13 protein-coding genes are annotated in these 15500 nt (G+C 57.5%); 7 read left to right on the top strand and 6 right to left on the bottom strand.

The features are described 5' to 3' along the window. Positions 1-35 precede the first annotated feature (35 nt). Together OKC43_RS01930 and asp are read right to left on the bottom strand one after the other, a co-directional pair. Entirely contained in the window at positions 36-494 is a 459-nt protein-coding gene (locus OKC43_RS01930) for a serine protease chaperone (protein WP_064342001.1), read from the bottom strand. Positions 495-512: 18 nt separating this feature from the next. Continuing rightward, positions 513-2387 carry a serine protease Asp gene (gene asp / locus OKC43_RS01925; RefSeq protein ID WP_270803770.1) on the bottom strand — a complete coding sequence of 625 codons (1875 nt, stop codon included), beginning with the start codon at positions 2385-2387 and terminating at the stop codon, positions 513-515. A 602-nt stretch (positions 2388-2989) separates the two neighbouring features. Here asp and OKC43_RS01920 point away from each other — a divergent pair. Then, positions 2990-3775, top strand: coding sequence for a MetQ/NlpA family ABC transporter substrate-binding protein (locus OKC43_RS01920; RefSeq protein ID WP_270803986.1), 786 nt, complete (start codon positions 2990-2992; stop codon positions 3773-3775). 63 nt (positions 3776-3838) lie between these two features. Here OKC43_RS01920 and OKC43_RS01915 read toward each other — a convergent pair whose 3' ends face one another. From OKC43_RS01915 to OKC43_RS01905, 3 genes are all read right to left on the bottom strand, one after another. Further along, positions 3839-4801, bottom strand: a complete 963-nt coding sequence (locus tag OKC43_RS01915) for an IS1595 family transposase (protein ID WP_270808797.1) — start codon at positions 4799-4801, stop codon at positions 3839-3841. A 99-nt stretch (positions 4802-4900) separates the two neighbouring features. Continuing rightward, on the bottom strand, positions 4901-6751 hold the full coding sequence (locus tag OKC43_RS01910; RefSeq protein WP_270803768.1) for a DUF3413 domain-containing protein: 1851 nt from the start codon (positions 6749-6751) through the stop codon (positions 4901-4903). Positions 6752-6798: 47 nt separating this feature from the next. After that, positions 6799-7026, bottom strand: a complete 228-nt coding sequence (locus tag OKC43_RS01905; RefSeq protein WP_005333874.1) for a YejL family protein — start codon at positions 7024-7026, stop codon at positions 6799-6801. 73 nt (positions 7027-7099) lie between these two features. Between OKC43_RS01905 and yejK the strand changes: the two genes are divergently transcribed. From yejK to OKC43_RS01880, 5 genes are all read left to right on the top strand, one after another. Next, on the top strand, positions 7100-8149 hold the full coding sequence (gene yejK / locus OKC43_RS01900; RefSeq protein ID WP_005333872.1) for a nucleoid-associated protein YejK: 1050 nt from the start codon (positions 7100-7102) through the stop codon (positions 8147-8149). Positions 8150-8557: 408 nt separating this feature from the next. After that, the gene (gene malE / locus OKC43_RS01895; RefSeq protein WP_005333871.1) at positions 8558-9739 is read left to right on the top strand and encodes a maltose/maltodextrin ABC transporter substrate-binding protein MalE; all 1182 of its coding nucleotides are present in this window, start codon (positions 8558-8560) and stop codon (positions 9737-9739) included. Positions 9740-9814: 75 nt separating this feature from the next. Continuing rightward, entirely contained in the window at positions 9815-11467 is a 1653-nt protein-coding gene (gene malF, locus OKC43_RS01890) for a maltose ABC transporter permease MalF (RefSeq protein ID WP_270803767.1), read from the top strand. Positions 11468-11479: 12 nt separating this feature from the next. Continuing rightward, entirely contained in the window at positions 11480-12370 is an 891-nt protein-coding gene (gene malG, locus OKC43_RS01885; protein WP_005333868.1) for a maltose ABC transporter permease MalG, read from the top strand. A gap of 68 nt (positions 12371-12438) precedes the next feature. Beyond that, complete coding sequence (locus OKC43_RS01880; RefSeq protein WP_005333867.1) at positions 12439-13575, top strand: ABC transporter ATP-binding protein; 1137 nt, start codon at positions 12439-12441, stop codon at positions 13573-13575. Positions 13576-13688: 113 nt separating this feature from the next. Here OKC43_RS01880 and ppk2 read toward each other — a convergent pair whose 3' ends face one another. Continuing rightward, the gene (gene ppk2 / locus OKC43_RS01875; RefSeq protein WP_005361444.1) at positions 13689-14504 is read right to left on the bottom strand and encodes a polyphosphate kinase 2; all 816 of its coding nucleotides are present in this window, start codon (positions 14502-14504) and stop codon (positions 13689-13691) included. 128 nt (positions 14505-14632) lie between these two features. Between ppk2 and OKC43_RS01870 the strand changes: the two genes are divergently transcribed. After that, positions 14633-15433 carry an alpha/beta fold hydrolase gene (locus OKC43_RS01870; protein ID WP_270803766.1) on the top strand — a complete coding sequence of 267 codons (801 nt, stop codon included), beginning with the start codon at positions 14633-14635 and terminating at the stop codon, positions 15431-15433. Positions 15434-15500 lie beyond the last annotated feature (67 nt).

Raw genomic sequence — 15500 nt, 5'->3', positions numbered from 1 at the left:
CATGATGGCCCCCTTTGTTATCTGTGTGTCGCGACCTATTTCGGCTGCTGTTCGGCCCCCGACAGCTCGATCTGCACATTAACCCCTTCGCTCTTGAGCTTGGTGGCGATGGCGTTGAGATCGGTGCCCGATTTGGCCTCCAGCAGGGCGATACCGCCGCTGCTCTGCTTGAAGTTCAAGCCGTGGCGAGTCGCCAGTGCCTTGGCGCTGGCATCGTCAGCTTCCACTAGCAGGGTGCCACTGACGGTGAGTTCGGGGCTGGCGGCCCCTTGCATCAACACGTCACCGCGGCGCAGGGTCTGTTGCGGGACCTTGCTGTCAAGGCTGCGGGCGACCCGCTTCTTGCTGCCATTGTCAGGAATGAGGTAGGTCTGGCCGTTCACCTCTATGGTGCTGTACTGCTTGCCATCCATGGTGATGGACTCCTGGGCGCAGAGCTGTCCCGAGAGGGGGGCCAGCAGGGTTGCCAGAAGCAAGGTAACAGGTTTGTTCATGGTAATACTCCTAGCGTGTTAGCTGCGGTTGGCATCGTGACCCAGGACCCGCAGGGACCATGAGATCAGCTTGCCCGGTTGGCGATTGTTGCGCTCGGTCAGGGTGGTACGCTCACGGGTCTCGCGATTGAGCAGAGAGACCTGACGGGTACCGTTGGCAACGTCGGTTACTTCCAGTCGCCATGTGCCTTGCGCCGATTCGCCGTAGAACTTGTTGGATAGCATCCGCATGTCGCGCAATCCCTTGGTTCGCACAAAGCCCAGCTGCTGCTGGTCGAGAGATTGGCCGACCAGGCTGTTGAAGGGGCTCAGCAGGATGCTGCGGGTGCCAGCGGGGGAGACCAGTTCGATCAGCAGATCGGGCAGGCGCTGATGATCCAGACTCACCATCACCTGAACCGCTTCTACCGTCAATGGTGTCGCGATGCGGGTTGTTGAGCTGGTCGGGCTGTTGCCCACATCCGCAATGGCGGCGGCACTGCCGGTGACATTGATCTTCTGCCATGGCAGCTGTACCAGCGGGGGCAGGGGCTGGTGATTGGCTGCCAGCTCAAGGGCCTTGTTGACGTCGATCAGACCGAAACCGTAAGTCGGGCTGAACCACATGCCGGCGGCATTGCGCTCCCAACCTTCCAGTCCTTTCACGTCGCGCACCTTGCCGGTGCTGCTGGTGTAGCTGACCATCACAGGTTTCTGTGTGGCATCGACCCGGGTTGCGCTGCGCGCCAGCAGATCCCGCAGGTCCCGCACCGACAGATCCGGGTAGGCGGACATCAGCAGCGCCATGGCGCCGGAGGTGCTGGGGGTGGCGGAGGAGGTGCCGTTCATCACGCCGTTGTAGTCGCAGCTGGCATCCAGTTGCGAGTTGCCGTGCAGCCGGTTGGTGCTGGGATCGTCGGTGCGGTTGTAACCCATGTCGCAGCCGGGCAGATCCGTGGTTACCATCGCCGGAGCGTCGGTACCGTACTCGCCGCCGGTCGCGCTCAGGAAGATGTTGCTGCCGACGCTGGAGTAGGAGGATCTGACGCCATCGGCGTTGAGCGCGCTTACCACCAGGTTCCAGAAGTTGCTGTTGGAGGGATCGAGGTTGCTGTTTTCAAACGGCAATTTGGGGCCATTGCCGGTGCGGTTAAGCACATAGCCGCCCGCCGCTATCTTGTTGAAGCCGTTGCCGGCGGCCTTGATATAGGCCGCACCCTGCGCCTTGAGGGTCTGCTGTTCAAACAGACGATCAAGCTGGGATTGATCCAGAGAGTTGGCAGAGCGGGGATCCACCACACTCATGCCGTAGCTCTGGTTGAACACCCGGTTGTCGCGGCTGGCATCGCTGTCGCCAAGGGCGTAGAGCCAATCTTTCTGCAACTGCTGGCTGTTGTCATCCAGCAGGTTGAACCCCTGCAGCTGGGCTCGCGGGGCAATCCCCTTGGTTCCGATGGCGTTGTCTACCGCCGCAATAATGCCGGAGACCGAGGTGCCGTGGGCCGAATCCGGATCGGTCGGTGTCGGGTCATCGCTGCCGGTTACCACGTTTTTCGACCCCGGGCGCACGTTCTCCGCCAGATCCGGGTGGGCAATGGCCAGACCATCATCCACCACGGCCACATTGACTCCCTGGCCCAGCACGCCGGTGCGATGAGCCCACCAGAGGTTGAGATCATTGCCCGCTATGCCGCCACGGGCGCTGAATCCATCCTGGCCGCTGTTGAGCAGATACCACTGCTGATCCTGCAGGGGATTGGTACCTGGCAGGCAGCGCTCGGTGCTGCTGCGTCCGATATCCATGCCGCTCTCCTTGCCGGTGAGCGGCGCACAACCTTCATTTGCCTGAACGAGCACACTGGGCAGGGTCGACAGCAGTGCTGTGATCGCCAGTGCTAACGATGTTTGCTTCATTATTTTTTTAACTCCATCTTGGATCGCACCATCCTGAGTGCGACGGAAATCTATACACGGGTGAAAGGGGTTCAAAAAGAGCCATTTTCAAAAAACGCAATGAGGTTCAAAGAAATCCGATTCAGTTTGTGGTAGGTATTCCAATGACACTGGTTATGTGTTCTATTGAGAATGGTTCTCACAGCTCACTACTGATCTTTTTATCTGTAATTCACTCTCTCGTGACTCTTCTTCGCCGCAGCCATCTCGATTCGGGGCAATCCCGAGGGGAGCTCGTGCGCTCTTGAACGTGAGTGGCATGGTTGTGTGTGCCAATGTGAGTACAGCTATGCATTCGGGGGTGACAGCAAGGGTGATGAGGTGGGACCAGCGGTTTATTGCTTGGCGGCGGTGGATGGCTCTGTTATGGTAATTGAAATAGCCGTTTGGATGGCTAGATTGCTGCGGTTTGAGGGGCCTAATCTCTGAGAGCCACCCCGCCGCAGTCCCATAGCTTGATGCGTACCTGACAGGGAGTCCCTATGCCGTTTCGTTCCTTCTTATCTTCTCCTTTGACTGCTTCCTTGCGCGCCACTACTGGCGCCAGCACCTTTATTGCCGCGATGGCGGTCGGGAGCCTCTCTTTTTCCGCGGTTGCCGCCGATGCGCCCTTGCCGACCAAACAGGAGATTGTGATTGGTACTACGGTGGGGGATTTTGCCGACATGGTGACCGATTCCATCAAGCCGCAGCTGGAGGCCAAGGGGTACAAGGTCAAGCTGGTGGAGTTCACCGACTATGTGACTCCCAATATTGCTCTGGCTGACGGATCACTGGATGTGAACTGTTTCCAGCACAAACCTTATCTGGAGAGTTTTGCCAAAGATCGCGGCTTGTCGCTGGCGCCCATTACCCAGGTGCCAACCGGTCCGATGGGACTCTACTCCGGCAAGCTGGCGGCACTCGACAAGGTGAAAGAGGGGAGCACGGTGGCCATCCCCAACGATCCCACCAATCAGGCGCGGGCGCTGTTGATGCTGCAGGATCTTGGTTGGCTCACTCTCAAGGAGGGGATAAACCCGCTCAAGGCGAGCGAGTTTGATGTGGTGAACAATCCGCACAATCTCAAGCTGGTACTGCTGGAAGCCGCGCAGTTGCCCCGCTCGCGGGAGGATGTGGACTTTTCGGTGATCAACGGTAATTTTGCCGCCTCCAGCGGAATCCCGTTCACTGAAGGACTGTTTCTGGAGCGCAGCTACGATTTTATTAACTGGGTGGTGGTGAAAAGCGCAGATGCGGATCAGCCTTTTGCCAAAGATGTGGCGGCAGCCTACAACTCGGCGGCTTTCAAGGCCTATGCAGCCAAGCGTTTCGTCGGCTACAAGTACCCGCAAGGGTGGGGTGGCTAACTGTCGTGAACGTGGTCCGGCTATACAACGAAAAACGCCCCGAATTCGGGGCGTTTTTTATGGCTATGTCCCAATTACGTGTTGCATGGGGCGCCCCAGCGCCTCATGCAAACATGTTTTGATATTTACGCCTTTTCCGTAACGCTCCAGCATCCTGCGCCAACCCAAGTAGTTCTTCAGGTAGTGCGTCGCCACGCCATGGAACCGCTCCATCCACTCTTTCAACCGATGGTGATATCCGTTCACATGCTGGATGTGATACGCACCGACTACCCGTTCGCCTTGACGATTGCGCACCACCTGATGGGTTATACCCTGTTCCTTGCTGAAACAGGCATACACACCCGCGCCATCGCTACACAGCACCGCATCCGGTGACACCAACGGCTTCAACACCGTGATGACCGTCTCGGCATCTATTTTCTCCAACTGGAAATCCACATGGTGGCCTGCACGGTCTTGTACCACCATCACCGGGATGCAATCTGGCCCGGTTCCACGAGTTCGACCTTTACCACCGCGATGACGTGGTGGACGCAGCAGTCCCCGCTGCCCCTTGAACGATTCAAGGAAGAAGGTCTCATCCACCTCAACAATGCCCTCTTCCCGGGTGGCCTGATGGGTTGCCATCGCGCGCAAGAATCGGTGACGCCAGAGGAACGCGGTGTTTTTGCTGACCCCACAGTGCCGCGCGGCCTGGCGGACAGTCAGTCCTTCGATGAGAGCTTGCGCGTAGTCTTCCCAGCACTGTGCTTTACGCAATCTGGCCAAGGGCGTCTTGGTCAGAACGGTGCTGGTGCGCAGACACAGTTTGCAACGGTAGCGGCGCAGTCCCCGACTCCATCCCCAAGGCGCCAGCTGGGTGACATCAGCCTGACAATGTGGGCAGCCACTGCATGCCGGTAACTGATTATTGAGCGAGGTAATGGTGTGGGGTGCAGTGAGCTCCTGCTGAGCAACACGGCGCTGGCGCAGGGTTAATTGGGGAAAAAGGGACAACAGGTGTTGAAAGGCTGGAGTATCCATGATGGTAGACCTCAAGGTGATGGCCTACTTCAAGATTAGCCTTTCAACACGTAATTGGGACAGAGCCTTTTTTATGGTATCAAGCCATTAACGGGCGTTTCACTGGTTGCGATAGAAGCGGTTCAGCTCGTTCATCACCTGGATCATTGCGCCCATATCCGGGGTGCCGTGTTTGATCGGGCGATAGCTGTTGCGCTCCAGCAGTTCGAAGTCACCCTGCTTGTTGAAGTGGGTGATGGTGTCCCCTTCATAGATGGCGAAGTCATTCTGATCCCCCGCCAGCAGCCAGTTGCGCGGGCTGGTATCAAACAGCGAGCGGCCAACGCTGTAATCGCGCGCCGGATTGCGCACGCCCAGCATCCCCTGCATCAGGGTCGGCGCCAGATCGAAATGGCTGCTTGGTTGTTCCCAAACGTCACTGCCGCGCCCCGGCCAGGCCAGTACCAGCGGTACCTGCACCTGATAGGGTGAGTAGTTGCTGCCTGCGCCCCAGCTGTTGCTACGGGTGTCGTTGAACTCCTGGCCGTGGTTGGAGGTGATGACGACGATGGTGTTGCTGTCCATCCCCTGCGACTGCAATTTGGTCAGCATCTGCTCAAGCAACTGGTCGGTATAGAAGACCGAGTTCTTGTAGCGGTTCTCCAGTTTTTGCAGGTTCTCCGCCCGATAGGCGGTCGCCGGATTGAAGTTGGCAAGCTCCGGTTGGAACGGCCCCTTCATGGTGGCGGGTAACTGGTAGTCGCCTGGGCTCGAGAGATAGACCAGCGAGAACCAGGGACGCTCGGGAGAGCGCTTCTCCAGCCACTGTTGCCAGTCGGTCAGCAGCTTGCCATCGTCACTCTGTTCGGAGACAAACACCTGTTTGCGCAGACCGGCGAGGATGCTCTTGCGATACTTCTGGGCATCTTCCATCGCGCCGAACAGCCCGAACTGGTAATCCTGGCGCAGCATCTCGTCGAACAGCACCGGCGGACGCTTGTCGCTGCTGATGTCCTTGTAGTAGTGACCGGGCAACCCGTAGAAGAGGCTGAACATGCCCATCAGGTCGTCGTTGCCACCACTCAGGTGATTGCGGAACGTCAGATGCTGATCCGCATAGCGCTGCAGATTGGGCATGTTGATGTTGTTGAGCATGTCAAAACGCAATGAGTCGACCACCACAATCAGCAGATTGTTGTGAGTCAGGGGCGCGTTGACGTTGAGCGGGCGCAGCGGATAGTGCATCCGGCTGTCGCTGTTATCACCCTGGGAGGCCGCCTGCTTCTCGTACTGATCCAGATCCAGCCAGCCATGTTTGGCTAGGAAGGAGCGGGCCGTCATAGGGTAGGAGAGGGGGAAGTTGGCTCTCTGCATGGTGATGGGCTGATAGAGGGTCGCATCCGCCCAACTGTTGACCACGTGGGTCAGAATAAAGCAGATCAGCAGAGCCAGCCCCACCTGATTGCCGTACTGGCGGCGCTTGCGCTTGTTGATCTTGCGCCAGACATAGGCCGACAGCAGCAGTTGCAGCAGGAAGATGGTGGGCACGGCAACGAAGATGATGCTCCAGATTGAGCCCTCTTCGGTCTGCGCCTGATCCAGCAGCAACTGCCATACCTGACTGTTGAGGTGGAACTTGAACAGCCGGAATACCTGGGTGTCGATCAGCAGCAACACCAGCGCCAGGGTGGCGATGATGGCCGAGATGAACCGCAACGACTTCTCCTTGGGCAGCACGAAGCTGAGCGGGAAGATCGTCAACAGGTAGGTGACAAAACTCAAAAACGAGAAGTGGCCAATCCAGCTTACAACGAGATAGATCACGCCAAGCGTGGTCGATGGCCAGCTGATGGCACCCAGATAACGGGTGGCGATGAGCATGGCCAGAATAATGTTGAAGAAGGAGAACCAATGCCCCCAGGTGATCAGGCGAGAGACATTATCACGATAGGGGTTACCGGTTTCGACCATAGTGATCCATCTGCGTTGAGAAACGTCAAATCAACAGAGTCGGGGACTCAGTGTGCGTCGTGGCGATTATCGACCGATGCGGTCAGGGCCTGGACAAACTTTTCAGTGATGGCCTGGCGCTGGGCCGGTGCCATACCGTTGATGATATTGGTGGTCAGATTGCCAAGCACCATAAGGCTGAGATCCACCGGCGCTTTATGCTTTTCCAGCGCGGTGATCAGGTCGTTCATCAGGGCGTCAAATTGCTCGTTATTGTACTTTGATACGATAGGCATAATCTTCAGTTCATCTCGGTTCAAAGCGCCTTATAATACTTCACCCTTTCGGCTAACACTATGGCTTTGTGACATGAGTCTCGATATCGACAAGATCATTCTTCACTCCTTGCGCCAGGGCGGCGATGGTCAACCCCACGCCGATACCCGCAGCCAGACCCTGCCCCCTGATGAGGCGGTACAGGGACTGATGGCGGAACTGCATCGGATCTACAACGGCAAGGGCGGCAAGGGCTTTGGCTTCTTTGCCGACCCCGAGGCCGCCGTCGCCGAGCTGGCCGATGGTGAAGAGGCTCCCAAGCAGCCTTCACCCGCGTTTCGTATCGCCCTCGAACAGCTGCTCGACGAGCAGACCGAATTCGTCCCCTTCTCGGTCACCGTGACCCAGATGCTGGTCAAGCAGCTGGTGGAGCACGCTCTCGATGAGCAAGGGGTGCTGCTGTTTGCCAAATATAACTACGTCGGGGTCGATTATCTGCTGATTGCCCTGCTGGAGGGCAAGGAGAGCGTCACCGTCAGCGAAGCGCTGGAATTGCGCCATATCCAGTATCTGGATATCGGCAAACTCAATCTGGTGGCCCGCATTGATTTGACCGAATGGAAAACCCAACCTGATTCGCGCCGCTATATCACCTTCAGCAAGGGGCGCATTGGTCGCAAACTGGGCGACTTCTTTATGGATCTGCTGGGTGCCCGCGAGGGCATGGATGCCAAGGTACAAAATAAAGGCTTGCTGCAGGCGGTCGAAGATTATTGCGACAGTCGTCAGCTCGAGCCGACCGAGCGCAATGACTATAAAAAGCAGGTCTTCAAATATTGCACCGAACAGGCGAGTGCCGGTGAAGAGATCGAAATCAAGGAGTTGTCTGCAGAATTGCCTGGCGACGGTGACCTCGATTTTTACAGCTTTATCGGTCAGGAGTATGAGCTGGAAGAGCGCTTCCCGGCGGATCGCTCTACCCTGCGCGGGCTGACCAAGTTTGTTGGCTCCGGCGGCGGTCTGACTCTGAGCTTTGAGCAGAAGCTGTTGAACAGCCGGATCTTTTACGATCCCCAGACCGACACCCTGACCATCAAGGGTGTGCCGCCCAATCTCAAGGATCAGCTGCTGCGCCAGTCGTAGTCATGCTCCCGAGTGTGATCAAGTCGTCATTTCTGGCAAAAAGAGACCCAGCCCCGGCGGGGTCTCTTTTTTTATTGCGCCCGGGCAGACCTCGAAACTGGCGCGGTACTTTGTTAACAAATCAAACAAAATAAACCATCTGAAAGGGTTTTCATTGAGGTGAAAACCCTTTCATTCATGAAATTTTATTTCATTTTGGTAATTATTATTCTGTGGTTGTCTGGAATTAAGCCGATAAATGGCCGTAATTCCCTGAAATAAGAAAATGTTTTCAAAACTTTCTGGAAGGAAATACGTAATTGCATTTCAAAAATGCGAGTTGCGTCATGTGAGCCGTTTGCCGCTTGGGATAATATTCATCTCGCACACAATGCTCTTACAGCGCGGAACTAATACAAGGAAAGGCTCATGAAAAAGAAATTGCTGTCATCCCTGATCGGTCTGGCCACTCTTGGCGTCGCTTGCTCTGCTACTGCTGCCATCGATGAAGGCCAGCTGACCATCTGGATCAACGGTGACAAGGGATACAACGGTCTGGCTGAAGTGGGTAAGAAGTTTGAAGCAGAAACCGGCATCAAGGTTACTGTGGCTCACCCGGATCAGGTTGAAGTGAAATTCCAGCAAGCCGCCGCCACTGGCAACGGCCCGGACATCTTCTTCTGGGCTCACGACCGTTACGGTGAGTGGGTCAAAGCCGGTTTGCTGGTTCCGGTAACGCCGAACGCTGCCACCAAAGGCAAATTTGAACAGCTGGCATGGGATGCCATGACTGTTGATGGCAAAACCTATGGCTACCCGGTTGCCATGGAAGCGGTCAGCCTGATCTATAACAAAGACCTGCTGCCCGAGCCGCCGAAAACCTTCGAAGAGATCGCCAAGATTGACGAGACTCTGAAGAAAAACGGCAAGCGCGCCATCATGTGGGCTTATGACACCCCGTACTTCAGCTATCCGCTGGTGGCTGCCAACGGTGGTTACGCCTTCAAGAAAACCGCTACCGGTTATGACGTTAAAGATACCGGCGTGAACAACGCAGGTGCCAAGATGGGCGTGGGCTACATCTCCGAGATGATCAAGTCCGGTCACCTGGAAAAAGGCATCGACTACGGTGTGATGGACGCCAAGTTCAACAAGGGCGAAGTGGCCATGATGATCAACGGTCCCTGGGCCTGGAGCAACCTGGACAAGAGCGGCATCAAGTACGGCGTAGCGCCGCTGCCGACCCTGAACGGCAAGCCGGCCAAAGCCTTCGTTGGCGTACTGGGTGCCACCATCAACGCCGCCAGCCCGAACAAGGATCTGGCTATCGAGTTCCTGGAAAACTACCTGCTGACCGATGCCGGTCTGGCGCCGGTTAACGCCGACAAGCCGTTGGGTGCCGTTGCGCTGAAATCCTTCCAGAAGACCCTGGAATCCGATCCGCACATCAAGGCCACCATGCTGAACGCCCAGGCTGGCGAGCCGATGCCATCCGTTCCCGAGATGAGCCGTTTCTGGTCTTCCTTCGAAACTGCCCTCAAGAACGTGACCTCCGGTCGTCAGGGTGTTGACGAAGCTCTGGATACCGCTGCCAAGCGTATCGTTCAGTAAGCACGCACTACCCGGGAGGCCGTCATGGCCTCCCACTCTCTCAAATCTCTCTTGGCGTTATAAAGGTTAATTGGCATGGAAGTAGTACCTTCTGTTGAGTCCTATGCCGGTCCGAAGGATAAGCACACCTGGCTTAAGTGGACCATAGCGGCCCTGGTTGCCATCCTCAACGGCTACGCAGCCGTGATGATGTACGCCAGTGGCGAGTGGGTATTCGCGCTGCTGGATCTGGTGGTGGTTTCCGTCGGTCTGTATGTCTTCATGAACAAGAAGACCTATGCCCATCGCTACATCTTTCCGGGTGTTGCGGGCATGGTTGTGTTTATCATCTTCCCTCTTGCCTACACCATTGGCATTGCCTTCACCAACTATTCGGGGTCCAACTTGCTCTCCGTGGAGCAGGCGCGGGACTACCACCTGAAGAAAACCTACAAGGTGGCGGGCGGTGAATTCGATTTTACCCTGCTGGGTGGCGACAACGGCCAGTTCCAGCTGCTGCTGACACAGGATGATCAATCCTTTATCAGCCAACCTGTTTCCCTGATGACCAACAAGGCCCGTGAGCTGGCGTCCCGCGAGGGCCGTGTGCAGAACACACAGCAAGTGGTCGAGCTGCAGCCCTTCACCGGCGAATCGGCCAGCAAGGCCGCACCGATCCGCGCCATTGTTGAGCATCGTACTCACCTGAGTGACCTTGATCTGGTGCTGCCGGATGGCGGTACCCACCTGACCCTGAGCAGCCTGCGCAAGTTTGCCGCCCAGAAGCAGCACTACACCCGTCTGATGGATGGTGCCGTGCTCAAGTCCGGCGTGGTGATCAAAGACAGCAACCTGCTGCGTGATACCCAGAATGGCGAGCTGATGCTGCCCAATGGTGAGACCGGCTTCTATCAGTACATCGACGAACAGGGTCAGTTTGTCGGCAAGGGTATTGCTCCGGGCTTTGTGGTGAGCGTCGGTTGGAAGAACTTCGCGCGCATCGTCACCGATCCGGGCATCCAGTCACCCTTCCTGCAGATCTTCATCTGGACCGTGATCTTCTCAACCTGCTCCGTCGCTTTCACCTTGGCTATCGGTATGGTGCTGGCCTGTCTGGTGCAGTGGGAAGAGCTCAAGGGGCGCGGTTTCTATCGGGTCATGTTGATCCTGCCCTATGCGATCCCGGCGTTTATCTCCATCCTGGTGTTCAAGGGGTTGTTCAACCAGAACTTCGGTGAGATCAACATGTTCCTGGAAGCGGCATTTGGCATCAAACCGGACTGGTATACCAACCCCTTCCTGGCCAAGGTGATGATCCTGATTGTCAACACCTGGCTCGGCTACCCCTACATGATGATCCTCTGCATGGGCCTGCTCAAAGCCATTCCGGAAGATCTCTATGAAGCGTCCGCCATGGACGGTGCCGGCCCGGTACAGAACTTCTTCAAGATCACCGTGCCGCTGCTGATGAAGCCGCTGACACCGCTGTTGATTGCCTCGTTCGCCTTCAACTTCAACAACTTCGTGCTTATCCAGTTGTTGACCAACGGTGCGCCCGACATCATCGGCGCCAGCACCCCGGCCGGTACCACCGACTTGCTGGTGAGTTATACCTACCGGATTGCGTTCCAGGGATCGGGTGGTCAGGACTACGGTCTGGCCAGTGCCATCGCCACAGCTATCTTCCTCATCGTAGGTGCGCTGGCGCTGCTCAACCTGAAATTGTCCAAAGCCGACAAGCAGCTGTAAGGAGGCTTCAACATGGCAATCGTACAACCCAAATCAGTCAAATACCGGGTGTGGGCAACCCACCTGGTCATGTGGGGCTTCCTGGCGCTGATCATCTTCCCGTTGATCATGGTTATCGCCATCTCGTTCCGTAACGGTAACTTCGCGGTAGGGGAGATCATCCCCTCCAATCCGACGCTGGATCACTGGAAGCTGGCGCTGGGCATGTCTATCACCAACGCCGACGGCAGCATCACGCCGCCGCCGTTCCCGGTGCTGACCTGGTTGTGGAACTCCATCAAGATCGCCGGCATCACAGCCCTGATGATCGTGACGCTCTCCACCACTTGTGCTTACGCCTTTGCCCGCCTGCGTTTTCGTGGCAAGTCCACCATCCTGCAGGGCATGCTGATTTTCCAGATGTTCCCGGCGGTGTTGGCGCTGGTAGCCATCTACGCGCTCTTTAACAAGATTGGTGACTATATTCCCTGGCTGGGTCTCAACACCCACGGTGGCCTGATCCTGGCGTACATGGGGGGGATTGCCCTGCACGTCTGGACCATCAAGGGCTACTTCGAGACCATCGACTCCTCCCTGGAGGAGGCGGCGGCCATCGACGGTGCGACCCCGTGGCAGGCATTCCGTCTGATCCTGTTGCCCCTGTCGGTGCCCATCCTGGCGGTAGTGTTTATTCTGGCCTTTATCGGTTCCATTACCGAGGTGCCCATGGCCTCCATCCTGCTGCAGGATGTGAACAATCTGACCCTGGCGGTCGGGGCCCAGCAGTACCTCTATCCGCAGAACTATCTGTGGGGTGATTTCGCGGCGGCCGCAGTGCTCTCCGGTTTCCCCATCACAGTGGTCTTCCTGTTGGCACAGCGCTGGTTGGTTGGCGGTCTGACTGCTGGTGGTGTGAAAGGTTAAGTTTATGGCCGGGGGAGCTGACTCCCCCCGCTATCACGATTTGCAAAGATTCAAGAGCGGAGCTCGTCATGGCTGAAGTAGTACTCAACAACGTTCGCAAAAATTACGATCCGGCTGTTCACAAGGACACCCTGCGCAACATCAACCTCTCCATCAAGGAAGGGGAGTTCATCGTCTTCGTCGGCCCGTCCGGCTGTGGCAAATCCACCCTGCTGCGGATGATCGCGGGTCTGGAAGACATCACCAGCGGTGAGCTGACCATCGGCGGTCGCTACATGAACGACGTGCCGCCGGTAGAGCGCAACGTCGGCATGGTGTTCCAGTCCTACGCCCTTTATCCGCACATGAACATCTACGAGAACATGGCCTTTGGTCTGAAGCTCAAGAAGATGGACAAAGAGAACATCCACAAGCGGGTGATGCGCGCCGCCGAGATCCTGGGTCTCGAGCCGCTGCTGGACAGAAAGCCCAAGGCGCTCTCCGGTGGTCAGCGTCAGCGTGTCGCCATCGGTCGCTCCATCGTGCAGCAGCCGCAGGTGTTCCTGTTTGACGAACCGCTCTCCAACCTGGATGCCGCGCTGCGGGTCAAGATGCGGATCGAGATCGCCAAGCTGCACAAGGAGCTCAACTCCACCATCATCTATGTGACCCACGATCAGGTGGAAGCGATGACCCTGGCCGACAAGATTGTGGTGCTGAGCCCGCTCAAGGCCGAAGCTGCCACCAACCTGGAACAGTTCGGTTCACCGCTGGATCTCTACCACAACCCGGACAACAAGTTCGTGGCGGGCTTTATCGGCTCTCCCAAGATGAACTTCCTGGCGGGTGAGTTGCTGGAGATTGGAGAGCAGGAGTGCCTGGTCAAGTTGACCTCTGGCGATACCGTGCGGGCCCGGGTCGATGCCCGCAGTGGCGCTGTGGGTGACAAGGTGGAGCTGGGTATTCGCCCCGAGCACCTGATGCCGCTGGATCACCCCCATGCGCACAGCAAGGTGAGCGGGATCGTGCAGGTGGCCGAGCACCTGGGGGCCGAGTCCTTCGTTTATATGGATGTGGATGGTCACGACTTTACCGTCAAGGCCACCTCGGATGTGGATGTGGCGACCGGTCAGACCTACAGCGTGGGTATCCCGGCCGAAGCCTGCTACCTGTTCGATGCCAAGGAGCAGGCGTTCCCCCGCACCGCCAAATATATCCGTACCTGATTTTTTTGTTGTGCCGGTTTTCCTTTCTTAATAATCAATGCCTTTTTGCCGGTCGTCAGACCGGCTTTTTATTGCCTGCGATTGGAACATGCAGATAGGCAAGGTAGCCCGGTTCAAGCCTCGAGTTCGGCGGTAATATCGGGCACAAAGGTCTGGCTGGCCAGCGGCGGGCGCTCATACCCTTCGGTCTTGATGGGGGGGAGCTTGATAGGCTCGTAGTGGATCGCCTCGTAGGGCACCTTGCTCAGCAGATGGGCGATGCAGTTGAGCCGGGCACGGCGTTTGTCATCTGCCTCCACTACGAACCAGGGGCAATCCTCGGTGTCGGTGTAGGTGAACATGTCATCCTTGGCGCGGGAGTATTCCACCCAGCGTGACCGGGATTGCAAATCCATCGGGCTGAACTTCCAGCGCTTGATGGGCGTATTTATCCGCTCCTTGAAGCGCTTCTCCTGCTCCTCATCGCTGACCGAGAACCAGTATTTGATCAAGGTGATGCCGGAGCGGATCAGCATCCGCTCAAACTCGGGGCAGGCGCGCAGAAACTCGCGATACTCGGCGTCGCTGCAAAATCCCATCACCCGCTCGACTCCGGCCCGGTTGTACCAGGAGCGGTCAAACAGCACCATCTCGCCAGCGGCGGGCAGGTGGGCTACATAACGCTGAAAGTACCACTGGGAGCGCTCCCGATCGGAGGGGGCGGGCAGCGCCGTGACCCGGCAGACCCGGGGGTTGAGCGGCTCGGTGATCGCCTTGATGACGCCCCCTTTACCGGCGGCGTCGCGTCCCTCGAACAGTACCACTACCTTTAACCCCTCCTGCTTGACCCACTCCTGCAGCTTGACCAGCTCCTCCTGCAGATGGGCAAGGTGGTGCTCGTAGCACTTCTTGTCCAGACGTGGCCGCTTCTTGCTCTTCTCCTTCGCCATGGGCTTCTCCTTTTGGCATCCTTTCATGGGTGACTTCTTTGAGTCACTGTCAGCTTGCACCAGGGAGGCGTCACCTGCCAAGGGGGACGTGATACACTGCCCGCCCATCGCTGGCAACAGGAGATAACATGAAGCATTTTATGGAGATAGCGGGCCGCCGGATGGCCTATCTGGACGAAGGGCAAGGGCCGGTACTGCTGTTTGGTCACAGCTATCTGTGGGACAGCGCCATGTGGGCGCCGCAAATCGAGGCGCTCAAGGGCAGCTATCGCTGCATCGTTCCCGAGCTGTGGGGCCACGGCGATTCCGACCTGCTCCCCGAAGGTGGCTGCACCCTGGCGACTCTGGCGCGGGATCACCTGGCGCTGCTCGATGCCCTCGGGGTTGACGAGTTCGTACTGGTGGGCCTCTCCATCGGCGGCATGTGGGGTGTGGAGCTGGCGCGCATGGTGCCAAACCGCCTCAAGGGTCTGGTGCTGATGGACAGTTTTGTCGGCCTCGAGCCCCAGATCACCTGCGAGCGCTACCTAGGCATGCTGGCGATGATCGAGCAGCTCGGCACCGTCCCTTCACCCATCATCGAACAGGTGGCGCCTATCTTCTTTGCCAGCCAGCCTGATGAGGCGCTGATGAGTGGTTTCAAGGCGCGTCTGGCCGCTTGGCCAAACGAGAAGATTGCTGCCATGGTGGCGGTGGGCCGCAGCTTTGTGACCCGCGAAGATCGTATCGAGTGGCTGGAGGAGATCACCACTCCCGCACTGGTGATGACCGGCTGCGAAGACAAGGCTCGTCCGGTGCTGGAGGGCTATCTGATGGCCGAGGTGCTGGGTTGCCCGTTCAGGGAGATCCCGATGGCTGGCCACATCTCGTCGCTGGAAAATCCGTCCTTCGTCAATCAGCAGCTGGCCGATTTTCTGGCGGCGCTGTAAGCCTGAATTGGACGCCTGAGTAGGCTGTACGACCAGCTTGATGATGGCCGTGAAAAAGGGAGCCGAG

The organism is Aeromonas sp. Y289-2 (genome assembly GCF_027705925.1).
Taxonomy (GTDB): domain Bacteria; phylum Pseudomonadota; class Gammaproteobacteria; order Enterobacterales; family Aeromonadaceae; genus Aeromonas; species Aeromonas veronii.
Note: the sequence above shows the minus strand (reverse complement) of the source record. Positions and strands in the feature narration are given on the sequence as shown.